This is a genomic window from Streptomyces sp. AC555_RSS877, assembly GCF_019049245.1.
Lineage (GTDB): Bacteria > Actinomycetota > Actinomycetes > Streptomycetales > Streptomycetaceae > Streptomyces.
Window position 1 is genome coordinate 137,213 of sequence record NZ_JAGMUK010000060.1, and the last position, 16,334, is coordinate 153,546.

Genomic DNA, 16,334 nt, shown 5'->3' on the forward strand with positions numbered 1-16,334 from the left:
TCCATCACTGAGAGTTGGACCTTCCGCGGACACCGCTCATTGTGCCGTACGCAGGCGTGTGTCCACCGTTCGGTGGACGTAAGGACGTACGCACGGTCGTCCCGGAGCGCTCGGTTCCGGACGAGGCTCGTCGGCATGACTGCACACGCGAACGAACTCGCTGTGGACGTACGAGGGCTGCGCAAGCGGTACGGCGACGTGACCGCCGTCGACGGCATCGATCTCGGTATCCGCAGCGGAGAGGTCTTCGGCCTGCTGGGACCCAACGGGGCGGGCAAGAGCACGACGGTGGAGATCCTTCAGGGCAACCGCGGCAGGGACGCGGGCGAGGTGTCCGTGCTGGGGGCGGATCCGGCGCACGGCACACGCGCGTGGCGCTCACGCGTCGGAATCGTCTGGCAGGACGAATCCGCGCCCGCCGAGTTGACGGTCCGCGAGACAGTGCGGCACTTCGCCCGCTACTACCCAAGGCCCCGGGACCCGGAGGAGGTCATCGGCCTGGTCGGTCTGCAGGCCAAGGCGGGCAGCCGGATCAAGGCCCTCTCCGGGGGGCAGCGCCGAAGGCTCGACGTCGCGCTCGGAGTGATCGGCGGCCCCGAGCTGCTGCTCCTGGACGAGCCGACGACGGGATTCGACCCGGCGGCGCGCCGCCAGTTCTGGGACCTGATCCGCAAGCTCTCCGCCGAGGGCACGACCATCGTGCTGACCACGCACTACCTGGAGGAGGTGGAGGCCCTCGCGGACCGGCTGGCGGTCGTCGCCCGGGGGCGGGTCGTCGCCGAGGGCGATCCGGCGGGCCTGCGGGAGCGGTACGGCACGGGCGCCACCGTCGCGTGGACCGACCCGGACGGCACCCCGCGCACGGAACGCACGGACACGCCGACCAGGACGGTCGGCGCGCTCATGAGCCGCTTCGACGGCGAGATCCCGGGGCTGCGGGTGAGCCGCCCCACGCTGGAGGACGTCTATCTCCGGCTGACCGGACAGGAGGACGCGCGATGACCACGACCGCCGTACGACCACGGTCGCAGGCGCCCGACGAGCGCCTGCCCGGTGTCTGGGGCATCGGTCTCGGGCGCGGCGCCCTGGAGCTCCGGCAGTTCTTCCGGCAGCGCGACCACGTGGTGTTCACCTTCGCCTTCCCGGTGGTGTTCCTGTTCCTCTTCGCGTCGATCTTCCGCGACGACGTCCGGGGCGCGGGCATCAACGCCTCGCAGCTGTACGTCCCGGCGATGATGGCCGCCGGCATCATGTCGACGAGTTTCCAGTCCCTCGGCGTCTCGATCGCCATCGAGCGGGACGAGAAGGTGCTGCGGCGGCTGCGCGGCACGCCGATGCCTCCGGCGGCGTACTTCCTCGGCAAGATCTGGCTGGTTCTGGTCACCGGTCTGCTGGAGACCGCGATCCTGCTGCTCGTCGGCACGGCCTTCTACGACATCGATCTGCCCTCGGACGCGGGGCGGTGGCTCGACTTCGCCTGGATCTTCGTTCTCGGTCTGACGGCGTGCTCGCTGCTCGGGATCGCGATCAGTTCGGTCCCGAAGACCGGCAAGAGCGCGACCTCCGTGGTGGTTCTCCCGTTCCTGGTCCTGCAGTTCATCTCCGGGGTGTACATCGCGATCGACACCATCCCGGGCTGGATGCTGAACATCGGCGCGCTGTTCCCGCTGAAGTGGATGTGCCAGGGCCTGCGCGGTGTGTTCCTTCCGGAGTCGGCGCAGGTCCTGGAGCAGGCCGGGGACTGGGAGTTCGGACGGATCGCCCTGGTGCTGGGGGCGTGGTGCGTCGGAGGATTGCTGCTGTGTCTGCTGACCTTCCGGTGGAAGAACCGGCGCGACGGGTGACCGACCCGGACGATGTCGTCGGCGCCTACACCTGGGCGCGGTCGTTCCGGATCTGGGACACCTACTTCGCGCTCATCTGGCTGGCCACCCTGGTGTTCGTGCTCGGCACGGCGAACCCGGGGTGGCCGGTCCGCCTCGCCGCGGCGGCGCTGCTCGTGCCTCTCATCCCCCTGTTCGTGTGGGTGGGGCGGCCCATCCTGCGGGGCGATCCGCCCGAGGAACGACAGGCGCTCGGCTACCTGGTGGCGGCGATGGCGCTGTTCCTGCCGTCGGCGATCCTCGTGGGCGAGACCCGGCTGATGACCTTCGCGCTGGTCCCCCAGTGCTTCATGTCGTTGCGGATCCGGCGGGCACTGACGGCGGTGGCCGTCATCAATCTCGCGCCCGTGGCCGGCTGGGCCCTGCTGTGGTGGCCGAGCGACCAGGACGTCTTCTTCAACGGGCTGTTCGCCGTGGTCACCCTCGTCTTCTCGGTGGCCCTCGGCACCTGGGTCATCCGGATCATCGAGCAGAGCCAGGAGCGGGCCGAGCTGATCGCCGAACTCGACGCGAGCCGCCACGAGGTCTCCCGGCTGTCGGCCGCGCACGGCGCCCTGGCCGAGCGGGAGCGGATGGCCCGGGAGATCCACGACACGCTCGCGCAGGGCTTCACCAGCCTGCTGATGCTGGTGCAGGCCGTCGAGGCGGAGCTCGACCACGACGTGTCCCAGGCCCGCCGGCATCTGGCGCTGATGGACGAGACGGCCCGGCTGAACCTCGCCGAGGCCCGCGCCCTGGTCGCCGGGGGCGGGCCCGCGGACCTGGCCGGCGCCTCCCTGCCGGACGCGCTGCGCAGACTGGCCGCCCGCCACGAGGCGACACTGGAGGTGACCGGTCCGCTGCGTCCCCTCCCCGCCGGTCCCGAGGTGGTCGCCCTCCGCGCCTGTCAGGAGGCGCTGGCCAACACCCGCAAACACGCGGGGAGTCCGACGTCGGTCGGCATCACCCTCGGGTACACCGACGACACGCTCACCGTGTCCGTACGCGACGACGGCTGCGGCTTCGACCCGTCCGCCGTCGGCACCGGTGCCGACGGCTACGGTCTGGCGGGGTTGCGGGCCCGGGTCGTCGAGGCGGGCGGGACGGCCCAGGTGCGCAGTGCCCCCGGCGCCGGCACGACGGTGACCGTCCGCCTGCCCGTCCCACCCCCGAGGAGCTCACCGTGATCCGGATCATCCTGGCCGACGACCATCCCGTCGTTCGGGAGGGACTGCGGGCGATGCTGAGCGCGGAACCGGATCTGGAGGTGGTCGCCGACGCGTCCAGCGGGCCGCAGGCGGAGGCACTGGCCGCCGCCTTGCGGCCCGACATCGTGCTGATGGACCTGCGGATGCCGGGCGGCGGGGGCGTGGACTCCATCGTGCGGATGAGCGAGGCGGACCTGCCGTGCCGGGTGATCGTCCTGACGACGTACGAGACGGACCGGGACATCCTGCGGGCCGTGGAGGCGGGAGCGGCGGGTTACCTGCTGAAGGATCTGCCGCGCGCGGAGCTGGCGGAGGCGGTGCGGGCTGCGGCCCGGGGCGAGACCGTGCTGGCGCCGTCGGTGGCGGCCCGGCTGGTGGACCGGCTCCGCACGAGGCCGGAACGACCACGGTTGTCGGAGCGTGAGACGGCGGTCCTGCGGCTGGTGGCGGAGGGCTGCACGAACGCGGAGATCGGGCGCCGGTTGTTCATCGGCGAGTCGACGGTGAAGACCCATCTGCTGCGGGCCTTCGGCAAGTTGGGGGTGGACGACCGGACGGCGGCGGTGACGAGCGCGATGCGGCACGGCCTGCTGGACCAATGAGGGCCGCTCAGCTCCTTCCAGCCCGTCCGGCGTTGAGGACGAGGCCGTTCAGGCCGAAGCGGAGGTCTGGGGGCGGCAGCCCCCAGGGACGGGAAGGGGCGGCGGGGGCGAAGAAAACCCCCGCGCGCACCCCCCTCAGCCCAGCCTCGACTCCAGTTCCGCCACGATCTCGTTGACCCCGACCGCCGTCTGCTCGCCGGACTCCATGTCCTTGAGCTGGACGACGCCCTCGGCGAGGTCGCGTTCGCCGGCGACGACGGTGTAGCGGGCGCCACTGCGGTTGGCGTTCTTCATGGCGCCCTTCAGCCCCTTGGCGCCGTAGGAGAAGTCCGCGGCGATACCCACCTTGCGCAGCTCGGTGACCTTGGCGAACAGCACCCGGCGGGCCTCCTCGCCGAGCGGCACCGCGAACACGCTGGTGAGGGCAGGGAGTTCCAGCTCGACGCCCTCCGCCTCCAGGGCCAGGACCGTGCGGTCGACACCCAGCGCCCAGCCGACGGACGGCAGCGCGGGACCGCCGATCATCTCGGACAGGCCGTCGTAGCGGCCGCCGCCGCCCACCGCGGACTGGGAACCGAGACCGTCGTGGACGAACTCGAAGGTCGTACGGGTGTAGTAGTCCAGGCCGCGCACCAGCCTCGGGTCGTCCTCGAAGGAGACGCCCGCGGCCGTGATCAGCTCGCGCACCTCCTCGTGGTACGCCTTGCAGGCGTCACACAGGTAGTCGCGCAGGATCGGGGCGTCGGTGAGCTGCTTCTGGACGTCGGGGCGCTTGTCGTCCAGGACCCGCAGCGGGTTGATGTCGGCGCGGCGCAGCGTCTCCTCGTCCAGGTCCTGGCCGCGCAGGAAGTCCTGCAGGGCGGCCCGGTACACCGGACGGCACTCCTTGTCGCCCAGGCTGTTCAGCAGGATCCGGAAGCCGCGCAGGCCCAGCGAGCGGTACGCCTGGTCGGCCAGGATGATCAGCTCGGCGTCCAGCGCCGGGTCCTCGGCGCCGATCGCCTCGGCACCGACCTGGGAGAAGTGACGGTAACGGCCCTTCTGGGGACGCTCGTATCGGTAGTACGAGCCGGAGTACCAGAGCTTGACCGGGAGGTTGCCCGCCTTGTGCAGGTTGGCCTCGAGCGCGGCCCGCAGCACGGAGGCCGTGCCCTCGGGGCGCAGGGCGAGCTGGTCGCCGCCCTTGGTCTCGAAGGCGTACATCTCCTTCGTGACGATGTCGGTGGACTCGCCGACACCGCGCGCGAACAGTTCGACGTTCTCGAAGCCGGGCGTCTCGATGTAGCCGTAGCCGGAGTTGCGCAGCGGCGCGGCGATCGCCTCACGGACCGCCAGGAACTTGGCGCTGTCCGGGGGGATCAGGTCGTACGTGCCCTTGGGGGCCTTGAAGGTGCTCACGGAAGGTCTCGTCACATTCCTCGTCGGGGAGCGTCCACGCTGCCGCGTTCCTCGCGGCCCGCGGCCACCTGCCGCAGATACGGGTTGGTGGCGCGCTCCTGGCCGATGGTCGTCTGGGGGCCGTGACCGGACAGCACCACGGTCGAGTCCTCGAGCGGCAGGCACACACGGGCCAGCGAGTCGAGCATCTCGTCCATGTCACCGCCGGGCAGGTCGGTGCGTCCGATGGAGCCGGCGAACAGCAGGTCGCCCGAGAAGAAGACCGGCGGGATGTCCGCGGCCTCGGGCATCCCGAAGGTCACCGACCCCTTGGTATGGCCGGGCGCGTGCGCGACGGACAGCTCGAGGCCCGCGAGCTCCAGCCTCGCGCCGTCGGTCAGCTCCTTGACGTCGTCCGGCTCCCCCACGGTCAGCTCGCCCATCAGCTGCGTCCCGATCGACCGGCCGAGACCCATCGACGGGTCGGTCATCATGTACCGGTCCTCGGGGTGGATCCACGCCGGTACGCCGTGCGCGCCGCACACCGGGACGACCGAGGCCACGTGATCGATGTGGCCGTGCGTGAGGACGACGGCGACGGGCTTGAGCCGATGCTTCTTCAGCGTCTCCTCGACTCCCTGGGCGGCCTGGTGGCCGGGGTCGATGATCACGCACTCCTCACCGGCGGCGGGGGCGACGAGATAACAGTTCGTCCCCCAGGCCCCGGCGGGGAACCCGGCAATGAGCACGATCGTCCTTCGTTTGTGTCGATACGGGCGGGCTTCGGAATGGCTGCGCCTGTGGTCAGAGCCTACCGGCGCTGCCGATTCCTCAGCGAACCCATATACGGTACGGGGCACACGCAGGCGGTCGGCTCACAAGACGCACGCGTCCCAGCAGGCGTACGAGACGCATGAGGAGAGAATCCGGTGGTCACCCAGGAACAGCGGAAGCGGCAGCTTGCCCGGGAGAAGTTCTTGCGGCAGCAGCAGCGGCGCACATCCGCGCGACGCAAGGCGCGCATGCGCAACTCGGTGATCGCGTCCGTGCTCGGCGTGGTCGTGATCGGCAGCCTCGCGCTGTACACGACCGGCGCCCTCAAGGACGACGACAAGACCAACGCGAGCTCCGAGACGACTCCGAGCGCGGCGCCGACCAGCAAGGCGCCGGACCCGTGCGAGAAGGCCGCCGCCGGCAAGGTCAAGACGGCGACCTGGAAGAAGGAGCCGGCGGTCACCATCGACAAGTCGGCGAAGTACACGATGACGTTGGCGACGACGTGCGGTGACATAGACATCGCGATGAAGACGTCGGCCGCGCCGCACACCGTGAACTCGTTCAGCTTCCTCGCCGGCAAGGGCTACTTCGACCACACCAAGTGCCACCGGCTCACCACCAACGGCATCTACGTGCTGCAGTGCGGCGACCCGACCGGCTCCGGCAGCGGCGGCCCCGGTTACACGATCCCGGACGAGAACCTGAAGGACAAATCCCTGAAGGACAACGTCTATCCGGCGGGCACGGTCGCGATGGCGAACACCGGCCAGGCACACACCGGCGGCAGCCAGTTCTTCCTCGTCTACCAGGACAGCCAGTTGCCGCCCAGCTACACACCGTTCGGCACGATTTCGGAAGGCGGCATGAAGGTTCTGAAGAAGATCGCCGCCGCCGGAGAGAGCACCGGAGCGGGCGACGGAGCGCCCAACGCAACGGTCGTCATCAACAAGGCAACCGTCACCAAATCCTGACCCCCAACTGCGAAATTTCGGTCGCGCGGGATGCGGACAGGCAACCCGCCGGTCGCCTATGTTGGCCGTGACGAAACTGTGGACGATGCTCGGGGGCGCTGAGGCCCTCGCAGGCATCATGTGGAGGAGGCGCTGTGAGCAGCGACCCGTGGGGCCGCGTCGACGAGACGGGGACCGTGTACGTGCGTACGGCCGACGGCGAGCAGGTCGTCGGTTCCTGGCAGGCCGGTTCCCCTGACGAGGCACTGGCCTACTTCGAGCGCAAGTACGAGGGCCTGGTGGTCGAGATCGGCCTCCTCGAGAAGCGAGTCAAGACCACCGATCTGTCGGCGAAGGACGCGCAGGCCGCGATCGACCACATCCGCGAGCAGGTCGACGCGCACCACGCGGTCGGCGACCTGGACGCCCTGCGGGTCCGGCTGGACGCGCTCGTGGAGACCGTCGAGAAGCGTCGCGAAGAGCGCAAGCAGCAGCGCGCGAAGCAGTCCGACGAGGCGCGTCACGCCAAGGAGGCGCTGGTCACCGAGGCGGAGGAGCTGGCGCAGTCGGACCAGTGGCGGGCGGCCGGTGAGCGGCTGCGCGCCCTGGTGGACACCTGGAAGGGCCTGCCGCGCCTGGACCGCAAGTCGGACGACGAGCTGTGGCACCGCTTCTCCCACGCCCGTTCGGCGTTCTCCAAGCGCCGCAAGGCGCACTTCGCGTCGCTGGACGCGCAGCGCGAGGAGGCCCGGAAGACCAAGGAGCGCCTGGTCGGCGAGGCCGAGGCGATGTCCGGCTCGACGGACTGGGGGCCGACGGCCGCGCGCTACCGCGAGCTGATGGCCGAGTGGAAGGCCGCGGGACGCGCCCAGCGCGAGCACGAGGACGACCTGTGGAACCGCTTCCGCGGCGCCCAGGACGTCTTCTTCGCCGCCCGCAGCTCGGTCTTCGCCGAGCGGGACGCCGAGCAGTCCGAGAACCTGAAGCTGAAGGAGGAGCTGGCCGAGGAGGCCGAGAAGCTCCTGCCGATCGGTGACCTCAAGAGCGCGCGTGCCGCGTTCCGCTCGCTCAACGAGCGCTGGGAGGCCATCGGTCACGTCCCGCGTGACGCGCGGCCGAAGGTCGAGGGCCGGATGCACGCGGTCGAGCGGGCCCTCCAGGAGGCCGAGGAGAGCGAGTGGCGCCGGTCGAACCCGGAGGCACGCGCGCGTGCCGAAGGTCTGACCGGCCAGCTCCAGGCGGCGGTCGACAAGCTGCAGGGCCAGATCGAGCAGGCGCGGTCCCAGGGCAACAACGCCAGGGCCGACAAGCTCGCGAGGGAGCTGGAGGGCCGCCAGGCCCTGCTGGACCAGGCGCTGAAGGGTCTGCAGGAGTTCGGCGGCTGACTCTCGCCACGCAGGTACGAAGTGGGGCTCCCGAACCTTGCCGGTTCGGGAGCCCCACTTCGTGCGTGGTGCCGGTGCCTACCTGCTGCGGGCCGACGTCACCCGGTACACGTCGTACACGCCCTCGACTCCCCTGACCGCCTTCAGGACGTGCCCCAGGTGCTTCGGGTCGCCCATCTCGAAAGTGAAGCGGGAGGTCGCGACGCGGTCCCGGGAGGTCTGGACGGCCGCGGACAGGATGTTGACGTGCTGGTCGGACAGCACCCGCGTGACGTCCGACAGGAGCCTGGAGCGGTCCAGCGCCTCGACCTGGATGGCGACCAGGAAGACCGACGACTGGGTGGGCGCCCACTCGACCTCGAGGATGCGCTCGGGCTCGCGGGACAGCGAGTCCACGTTCACGCAGTCGCTGCGGTGAACCGATACTCCACTACCGCGTGTGACGAATCCTATGATCGGGTCGCCGGGGACGGGCGTACAACAGCGGGCGAGTTTGACCCACACGTCGTCGACGCCCTTGACCACGACACCAGGGTCGGTGCTGGTGCGGCGCTTGCGGCCGCGGCCGCGGGACGGCGGGACCGACTCGTCGATCTCCTCGGTGGCCGCCTCCTCGCCGCCGAGCGCCTGGACGAGCTTCTGCACGACGTTCTGCGCGGAGACGTGTCCCTCGCCGATCGCCGCGTACAGCGCGGAGATGTCCGGGTAGCGCATCTCGTGGGCGAGCGTGACCAGGGAGTCGCCGGTCAGGATGCGCTGGATCGGCAGGTTCTGCTTGCGCATGGCGCGGACGATGGCGTCCTTGCCCTGCTCGATCGCCTCGTCGCGGCGCTCCTTGGAGAACCACGCCCGGATCTTGTTGCGGGCGCGCGGCGACTTCACGAAGTTCAGCCAGTCCCGGGACGGCCCGGCACCGGCCGCCTTGGACGTGAAGACCTCCACCAGGTCGCCGTTGTCCAGGGTGGACTCCAGCGGGACGAGGCGGCCGTTGACGCGGGCTCCTATGGTGCGGTGGCCCACCTCGGTGTGCACCGCGTACGAGAAGTCCACGGGCGTGGCGCCGGCCGGCAGCGCTATCACGTCGCCCTTCGGCGTGAAGACGAAGACCTCGTTGCGCGACAGGTCGAAGCGCAGGGACTCCAGGAACTCGCCGGGGTCCTCGGTCTCCTTCTGCCAGTCCAGGAGCTGGCGCAGCCACGCCATGTCGTTGAGGTGGTCGTCCTTGCCGGTGGTCCTCGGCTGGTCGGAGCGCACCTTGGAGGCGCCGGCGACGGCCTCCTGCTTGTACTTCCAGTGCGCGGCGATGCCGTACTCGGCGCGGCGGTGCATGTCGAAGGTGCGGATCTGCAGTTCGACGGGCTTGCCGTTGGGCCCGATGACCGTCGTGTGCAACGACTGGTACATGTTGAACTTGGGCATCGCGATGTAGTCCTTGAACCGGCCGGGGACCGGGTTCCATCGCGCGTGCACGGTGCCGAGGGCCGCGTAACAGTCGCGGACGGTGTCGACCAGGACACGGATGCCCACCAGGTCGTAAATCTCCGCGAAGTCACGTCCGCGGACGATCATCTTCTGGTAGACGCTGTAGTAGTGCTTCGGGCGGCCGGTGACGGTCGCCTTGATGCGGGCGGCGCGCAGGTCGGACTGGACCTCGTCGGTCACTATGGCGAGGTACTCGTCGCGCTTGGGGGCGCGCTCGGCGACCAGGCGGACGATCTCGTCGTACATCTTGGGGTAGAGGATCGCGAAGGCGAGGTCCTCCAGCTCCCACTTGATGGTGTTCATGCCCAGCCGGTGGGCGAGCGGCGCGTAGATCTCCAGCGTCTCGCGCGCCTTCTTCTCCTGCTTCTCGCGCTTGAGGTACCGCATGGTGCGCATGTTGTGCAGGCGGTCGGCGAGCTTGATGACCAGGACACGCGGATCCTTGGCCATCGCCACGACCATCTTGCGCACGGTCTCGGCCTGCGCGGCCTCGCCGAACTTGACCTTGTCCAGCTTGGTGACGCCGTCGACCAGCAGGGCCACGGAGTCGCCGAAGTCGCGGCGGAGCTGGTCGAGGCCGTACTCGGTGTCCTCGACGGTGTCGTGCAGGAGTCCGGCCATCAGGGTGGCGGGGTCCATGCCGAGCTCGGCGAGGATCGTGGTCACCGCGAGCGGGTGCGTGATGTACGGGTCGCCGCTCTTGCGCTTCTGGCCGCGATGCCAGCGCTCGGCGACCTGGTAGGCCTGCTCGATCTGGCGCAGCGTCGCGGTCTCGATCTTGGGGTCGTTGCTGCGGACTATCCGCAGCAGGGGCTCCAGGACCGGGTTGTACGGGTTGGAGCGCTGCACGCCGAGACGGGCGAGGCGGGCCCGTACGCGGTTGGAGGAGCCGGTGCGGGCGGGCTGGCCCGCGGTGGGGCGGGCCGTGGGCGAGTTCGTGGCCCGCTGGGGCGCCGGGGCACCCCCCGCTCGCGCGGCGTCGGGGGTGGGCGGCAGGGGCTTGGGACGCGTCTGCTCGGCCGACTTGTCGACGGGCGCCGACTGGGCGTGCTCGACCGGCCCGCGGGGGTCGTTCTTCGCCTGGGCCGCGTCGGTCGGCGCGGGCTTCGCTGCGGGCCCCGAGGCGGACTCGGGCTTTGCGGCGGTCAGGTGTTGGGCCTCGTCTGGCAAGAGGACTCCTCGTGCGCGATCCGGGTCCCCCGGTCAGGCTCCGGAGACCCCATGGTAGCGAGCCTGCGCCCGAGGATCGCCTTCAGCCCGATGTGAGGGCCGTCCACCGGTGAAACGCGAGAGGCGGGCACCGGATTCCTCCGGGCCCGCCACTGCGGTGTCCTGCGGGTGGCACACGCCTTGCGCAGGGGTTTCGTACGGGTGCTCAGACCTTGAGCAGCGCCTTCAGCGGGGCGCCGGCGAGGGACGGCTCCAGGCGGGCACGGCCGCCCAGGAAGGTCAGCTCCATCAGAACGGCGAGGCCCGCGACCTCGGCGCCCGCCCGGCGGATGAGCTGGATCGACGCCTCGGCCGTGCCGCCGGTGGCGAGGACGTCGTCGACGACCAGCACGCGGTCGGCCGCGCTCAGGTCCTCGGCGTGCACCTCGATCTCGGCGGAGCCGTACTCCAGGTCGTACGCCTGGCTGAGCGTGGCTCCGGGGAGCTTGCCCGCCTTGCGCACGGGAATGAAGCCGAGGCCGGCACGGACGGCCACCGGGGCTCCGAGGATGAAGCCGCGAGCCTCCAGGCCGACGATCTTCGTGGCGCCGGCGTCCGCTGCGATCGCGGCGAGGGCGTCGGTGAGCGCGGTGAACGCCGCCGGGTCCGCCAGGAGCGGGGTGATGTCCTTGAACATCACGCCCGGCTCCGGGTAGTCCGCCACGTCACGGATCCGGCTGAGCAGCAGTTCCTCGATACCGGTCATCGGCGCTTCCCGGAGGGCCGGCCGCGGCCGCGGTTGCGGGCCGCGGGCTGGCTGCGCGGGCCGACGACCGCGGGGGTGGCGTCCTCCGGCTCGTCGTCGTACTGGTCGTCGACGACCTCGTTCTCCGGCGTCTCGCCCTTGGCGGTGGCCTGCGCGCGCTTGGCGAGTACCCGCTTCTTGAGGGCCTTCATCTGCGGCTCGCGCTCCTTGAGGTCGGCGACGAGCGGCGTGGCGATGAAGATCGAGGAGTACGCACCGGCCGCGAGGCCGACGAACAGCGACAGCGAGATGTCGTTCAGCATGCCGGCGCCGAGGACACCGCCACCGATGAACAGCAGGCCGGCCACCGGCAGCAGCGCGACCACCGTGGTGTTGACGGAGCGGACCAGGGTGCTGTTGATCGAGCGGTTGGCGATGTCGCTGTAGGTCCAGCGGGTCTGCTTGGTGATGTCCTTCGTCTGTTCCTTGAGGCTGTCGAAGACGACGACCGTGTCGTACAGCGAGTAGCCGAGGATGGTCAGCAGACCGATCACCGTGCCCGGCGTGACCTCGAAGCCGACGAGGGCGTAGATGCCGACCGTGATGGTGATGTCGTGGATCAGCGCGACGAACGCGGCGATCGCCATGCGCCACTCGAAGGCGATCGCCAGATAGATCACGACCAGGATCAGGAAGATCCCCAGGCCCTGCCAGGCCTTGTTGGCGACCTGGTCACCCCAGCTGGGGCCGACCAGGTCGGCGTTGATCTGCTCGCTGTCGATCTTCAGGTCCTTGGCGAGCTCCTGCTTGATCTGCCCGGACGTGTCGGTGTCGATGCCCGCGAGCTGGATGCGCAGGCTGCCGTCGCCGAGCTTCTGGACGATCGCGTCGTGCCCGGAGGCATCCTCCGCGTACGTCTCCGCCTGCGACACCGAGACGCTCGTGTTCTTCGGGGTGGTGAAGACGGCGCCGCCCTCGAACTCGATGCCCATGTTCAGGCCGCGCACCGCCAGGCCGACGATGGCCGTGATGGTGATCAGGATCGAGAGGCCGTACCAGATCTTGCGGTTGCCGACGAAGTCGTAGCCGACCTCGCCACGGTGCAGTCGGGCGCCGAGGTTGCCGAGCTTCGACATCTCACGCCTCCTTCGGGTCGACAGGGCCGGCGGCAGGCTGGGCGGGACGGCGGGTGCGGCGCAGCGGGGGCTTGGCGCCCAGCCGCTTGGGGTCGAGGCCGGACCAGCTGTGACCGCTCGAGAAGAACGTGCTGCGCGAAACGAGCGTCAGCAGCGGCTTGGTGAACAGGAAGACCACCACCACGTCGAGGAGAGTGGTCAGACCCAGCGTGAACGCGAAGCCCTGGACCTTGCCGACGGTGACGATGAAGAGCACCGCCGCGGCGAGGAACGACACGAAGTCGGAGACCAGGATGGTGCGCCGGGCCCTCGGCCAGGCCCGCTCGACGGCGGGGCGCAGCGAGCGGCCCTCGCGGATCTCGTCCCGGACCCGTTCGAAGTACACGATGAACGAGTCCGCCGTGATGCCGATCGCGACGATCGCACCGCACACGGCCGGGAGGTTCAGCGCGAAGCCGATGCCCGGGCCGAGCAGCGCCATGATCACGTAGGTGAGGGCCGCGGAGACCAGCAGCGACGCGACGGCGATGAGCGCCAGGCCGCGGTAGTACGCCACCAGGTAGATGACGACCAGGGCGAGACCGATCGCGCCCGCGATCAGACCGGCCTTCAGCTGCTCGCCACCGAGCGCGGCGGTCACCGTGGTGACGCTGTCCTCCTTGAAGGTCAGCGGCAGGGCGCCGTACGACAGCATGTTGGCAAGGCTCTCGGCCGACTCCTGGTTGAAGTTGCCGGAGATCTCCGCGTTGCCACCGGTCAGCGCCTGGCTGACGGACGGGTCGGAGACCACCTCGCCGTCGAGGACGATGGCGAACTGGTTCTGCGGGGGCTGGTTCTGGGCCAGCTTGCCGGTGATGTCGCCGAACTTCTTGGCGCCGCCGGACGTGAACTGCATGGTGACGGTCCAGCCGGCGCCCGTCGTCGTGTTGAGGACAGCCTTTGCCTCGTCCACGTCGGTGCCGTCGACCTCGGCCGGGCCCAGGACGTACTTCTGCCACTGGCCCTGCGAGTTCTGGCCGCAGGCCACGGTGGAGTCACCGGGCTTGGCGCCGTCGCCGGCCTTGGCTCGGGCCGTCGGCTTCGTGCAGTCGAGGGCGGCGTACTGGGCCTCGATCTGACCGGCCGCCGCGCTCGCGTCGCCACTGCTCGCGGACGGGGAGGGGCTGGCGCTCGCGGAGGCCGAAGCGCTCGTCGACGGCGTCGGGTCGGCCTTCAGGGCGTCGGTGACCGCGCGGCCCTGCGAGGTGGGGGTCGCCGACGGGGTGGTGGAGCCGGAGGGAGAAGACGACGAGGTCGCCTTGTCCGTGGCCTTGTCGCCGCTGCTGGAGGCGCTCGGCGACGGGCTGGCCGGCGCTTCCGCGCCCGAGACCTCGGTGGTGAGGACCGGCCGGAAGTACAGCTTGGCGGTGGTGCCGACCTGCTTCTGGGCCTCCTCGGAGTTCGTACCCTTGGGGATGTTGACGATGATGTTCTTCTCGCCCTGGGTCTGAACCTCGGCCTCCGAGACGCCGAGACCATTGACACGGCGGTTCATGATGTCGACCGCTGTGTCCATGTTGGTCTTGTTGATCGCGGATTCCTGGCCGGCCTCCGGGACCGCCCGGAGCGTGATGCTCGTACCACCGGCAAGGTCGATGCCGAGACGCGGAGTGGTGTGCCCGGAGAGGAACATTCCTCCGGTGAGCGCCACGATGGCGATCAGGATGAGGGCCAGCGAGCGCCCTGGCCTGCTCTGGGCGCTCGCGCTCCGGCCCTTCTTAGGTGCTGCCACCTTCTCGTACTCCCTCTCGGGCCGCCTCGCGCCGGATCTGCGGGCGGACGGCCATGACTGGTGTCGGGATCCCGTGCGAGCTGTGCACGTCCCAGGGCACGCGGAGCCGGCCCGCGGCGCCCGGGGGTGCGGCTACTTCGCCTCGGAGTCGCCGTCGGTCTTCTTCGGCTCCTCGTCCGTCTTCGCCTCGGCGGCCTCGGTGTCGGCCGGGGTCTCGGCGGTCTCCTCGGCCGTGTCCTTCTTGCCGAGGTCGACGGGCTTGTCGTCGGAAGCGGCGGCAGCGTCGGCGGGCTCGTCGGTCTCGGTGAGGGAGGAGGCGTCGTCCGGGACGACGTCGGAGTCGGACTTCAGGTCGTGCTCGACGCCGTGGACGATGCGGTTGTACTCGTCGTCCGACAGAACGGCACCGATTGCGTTCTTCGCGAAGAGCAGGTCGACGCCCGGACCGGCATCGACGAGGACCGTGTCCTCGTTGACTTCCTTGACCGTCGCGTACATCCCCCCGATGGTGCGGATGCCACTGCCGGGCTGCATTTCGTTCCGCATGTTCGCGGCCGCCTGCTGCTTCTTCTTGGCGGAGCGGGTCATCAGGAACATGGCCCCGATGAGCACGATGAACGGGAGGAGGGTCACGAGACTCACGGGTCGGTACTTCCTTCACGTGACCGCGATGGTGAGCGGCCTGATGGTTGGGGGTGTGTACACCGCCGACAAAGGCGGCATCGGCGGAGTCTAAGCGAGTCCGCGCGCATGGAACAACGCTCAGCATGGCACCAGGGTTCCTGACCTCGGCCACCACGCTCGTCGTCACGCCCCGAACAGGTCCTGTTGTCCGTTTCCTGTGGCCGTGGAGCGGGGCGGGGTGAGGCCGAGATGCGCCCACGCGGCGGGCGTGCCCACCCGTCCGCGCGGGGTGCGGGCGAGCAGCCCCTCCCGGACGAGGAAGGGTTCGGCGACCTCCTCCACGGTCTCACGCTCCTCCCCCACGGCGACGGCGAGCGTCGACAGGCCGACCGGGCCGCCGCCGAACAGCTTGAGCAGGGCCACCAGAACCGCGCGGTCCAGACGGTCCAGGCCGCGGGCGTCGACCTCGTAGACGGCGAGTGCCGCCTGGGCGATGTCACGGGTGATCAGGCCGTCGGCCTTGACCTGGGCGTAGTCGCGCACGCGGCGCAGCAGACGGTTGGCGATGCGGGGCGTGCCGCGGGAGCGGCCGGCGATCTCGGCGGCGCCGTCGGCGTCGATCTCCACGTCGAGCAGGTTCGCCGAGCGGTGGATGACGCGCTCCAGTTCGGCGGGCTCGTAGAACTCCATGTGCCCGGTGAAACCGAAGCGGTCGCGCAGCGGGGGCGGCAGCAGGCCCGCGCGCGTGGTGGCGCCGACCAGGGTGAAGGGGGGCAGTTCGAGCGGGATGGCGGTCGCGCCGGGGCCCTTGCCGACGATGACGTCGACGCGGAAGTCCTCCATCGCCATGTAGAGCATCTCCTCGGCCGGCCGGGACATGCGGTGGATCTCGTCGAGGAAGAGGACCTCGCCCTCCTGGAGGGAGGAGAGGATCGCGGCCAGGTCGCCGGCGTGCTGGATGGCGGGGCCACTGGTGATGCGGATGGGGGCGTTCATCTCGGCCGCGATGATCATCGACAGCGTGGTCTTGCCGAGGCCGGGGGCGCCGGAGAGCAGCACGTGGTCGGCGGTGGCGCCCCGCGCGCGGGCGGCGCGCAGGACGAGGTCGAGCTGTTCGCGGACCTTCTCCTGGCCGATGAACTCGCCGAGGTCCTTGGGGCGCAGGGCGGCCTCGACGGCCTGGTCCTCACCATCGGCTGACGCGCCGACGAGCCGCTCGGCGGCGGGGGTGTCGGTCGTGTCGTCCCAGTTCACTGCAGTTCTCCT

At 70.1% G+C, this 16,334-nt stretch carries 14 protein-coding genes; 6 read left to right on the forward strand and 8 right to left on the reverse strand.

What is annotated here, in order from left to right:
- Positions 1 to 135 precede the first annotated feature (135 nt).
- From KUM49_RS27380 to KUM49_RS27395, 4 genes are read left to right on the forward strand one after another with little or no spacing between them, the layout of a single operon-like run.
- Positions 136 to 1,002, forward strand: a complete 867-nt coding sequence (locus KUM49_RS27380; RefSeq protein ID WP_217239624.1) for an ABC transporter ATP-binding protein — start codon at positions 136 to 138, stop codon at positions 1,000 to 1,002.
- The gene (locus KUM49_RS27385) at positions 999 to 1,844 is read left to right on the forward strand and encodes an ABC transporter permease (protein ID WP_217239625.1); all 846 of its coding nucleotides are present in this window, start codon (positions 999 to 1,001) and stop codon (positions 1,842 to 1,844) included. Before KUM49_RS27380 ends, KUM49_RS27385 begins: the two co-directional genes overlap by 4 nt.
- Complete coding sequence (locus tag KUM49_RS27390; protein WP_374200205.1) at positions 1,820 to 3,049, forward strand: sensor histidine kinase; 1,230 nt, start codon at positions 1,820 to 1,822, stop codon at positions 3,047 to 3,049. Before KUM49_RS27385 ends, KUM49_RS27390 begins: the two co-directional genes overlap by 25 nt.
- Positions 3,046 to 3,672 carry a response regulator transcription factor gene (locus tag KUM49_RS27395; RefSeq protein ID WP_217239627.1) on the forward strand — a complete coding sequence of 209 codons (627 nt, stop codon included), beginning with the start codon at positions 3,046 to 3,048 and terminating at the stop codon, positions 3,670 to 3,672. Before KUM49_RS27390 ends, KUM49_RS27395 begins: the two co-directional genes overlap by 4 nt.
- A gap of 135 nt (positions 3,673 to 3,807) precedes the next feature.
- Here the strand turns inward: KUM49_RS27395 and hisS are convergent, their stop codons facing one another.
- Both hisS and KUM49_RS27405 read right to left on the reverse strand, forming a co-directional pair.
- A complete protein-coding gene (gene hisS, locus KUM49_RS27400) occupies positions 3,808 to 5,070 on the reverse strand; it encodes a histidine--tRNA ligase (RefSeq protein ID WP_217239628.1) in 1,263 nt (420 codons plus the stop codon).
- Positions 5,071 to 5,081: 11 nt separating this feature from the next.
- Positions 5,082 to 5,798 (reverse strand): MBL fold metallo-hydrolase, encoded by a 717-nt coding sequence (locus tag KUM49_RS27405; RefSeq protein WP_217239629.1) that lies wholly within the window; start codon positions 5,796 to 5,798, stop codon positions 5,082 to 5,084.
- 180 nt (positions 5,799 to 5,978) lie between these two features.
- Between KUM49_RS27405 and KUM49_RS27410 the strand changes: the two genes are divergently transcribed.
- Positions 5,979 to 6,797: a peptidylprolyl isomerase gene (locus KUM49_RS27410; protein WP_217239630.1), complete on the forward strand. Its 819-nt coding sequence runs from the start codon at positions 5,979 to 5,981 to the stop codon at positions 6,795 to 6,797.
- 134 nt (positions 6,798 to 6,931) lie between these two features.
- Positions 6,932 to 8,161 (forward strand): DUF349 domain-containing protein, encoded by a 1,230-nt coding sequence (locus KUM49_RS27415; RefSeq protein ID WP_217239631.1) that lies wholly within the window; start codon positions 6,932 to 6,934, stop codon positions 8,159 to 8,161.
- A gap of 78 nt (positions 8,162 to 8,239) precedes the next feature.
- Here the strand turns inward: KUM49_RS27415 and KUM49_RS27420 are convergent, their stop codons facing one another.
- The 6 genes from KUM49_RS27420 to ruvB form a co-directional block, all read right to left on the reverse strand.
- The gene (locus KUM49_RS27420) at positions 8,240 to 10,813 is read right to left on the reverse strand and encodes a bifunctional (p)ppGpp synthetase/guanosine-3',5'-bis(diphosphate) 3'-pyrophosphohydrolase (protein ID WP_217239632.1); all 2,574 of its coding nucleotides are present in this window, start codon (positions 10,811 to 10,813) and stop codon (positions 8,240 to 8,242) included.
- Positions 10,814 to 11,018: 205 nt separating this feature from the next.
- Complete coding sequence (locus KUM49_RS27425; protein WP_217239633.1) at positions 11,019 to 11,558, reverse strand: adenine phosphoribosyltransferase; 540 nt, start codon at positions 11,556 to 11,558, stop codon at positions 11,019 to 11,021.
- Entirely contained in the window at positions 11,555 to 12,673 is a 1,119-nt protein-coding gene (gene secF / locus KUM49_RS27430; RefSeq protein ID WP_217239634.1) for a protein translocase subunit SecF, read from the reverse strand. The genes KUM49_RS27425 and secF overlap by 4 nt, the downstream gene beginning before the upstream one ends.
- A gap of 1 nt (position 12,674) precedes the next feature.
- Positions 12,675 to 14,444 (reverse strand): protein translocase subunit SecD, encoded by a 1,770-nt coding sequence (gene secD, locus KUM49_RS27435; RefSeq protein ID WP_217239635.1) that lies wholly within the window; start codon positions 14,442 to 14,444, stop codon positions 12,675 to 12,677.
- 132 nt (positions 14,445 to 14,576) lie between these two features.
- Positions 14,577 to 15,086, reverse strand: a complete 510-nt coding sequence (gene yajC, locus KUM49_RS27440; protein WP_217239636.1) for a preprotein translocase subunit YajC — start codon at positions 15,084 to 15,086, stop codon at positions 14,577 to 14,579.
- 165 nt (positions 15,087 to 15,251) lie between these two features.
- Positions 15,252 to 16,322 carry a Holliday junction branch migration DNA helicase RuvB gene (ruvB, locus tag KUM49_RS27445; protein ID WP_217239637.1) on the reverse strand — a complete coding sequence of 357 codons (1,071 nt, stop codon included), beginning with the start codon at positions 16,320 to 16,322 and terminating at the stop codon, positions 15,252 to 15,254.
- Positions 16,323 to 16,334: the final 12 nt, after the last annotated feature.

What these genes read in the sequence shown, in the direction of transcription:
- KUM49_RS27380 (WP_217239624.1), top strand. Translation starts at nt 136, where the DNA reads ATGACTGCACACGCGAACGAACTCGCTGTGGACGTACGAGGGCTGCGC.
- KUM49_RS27385 (WP_217239625.1), top strand. Translation starts at nt 999, where the DNA reads ATGACCACGACCGCCGTACGACCACGGTCGCAGGCGCCCGACGAGCGC.
- KUM49_RS27425 (WP_217239633.1), bottom strand. Translation starts at nt 11,558, where the DNA reads ATGACCGGTATCGAGGAACTGCTGCTCAGCCGGATCCGTGACGTGGCG.
- secF (WP_217239634.1), bottom strand. Translation starts at nt 12,673, where the DNA reads ATGTCGAAGCTCGGCAACCTCGGCGCCCGACTGCACCGTGGCGAGGTC.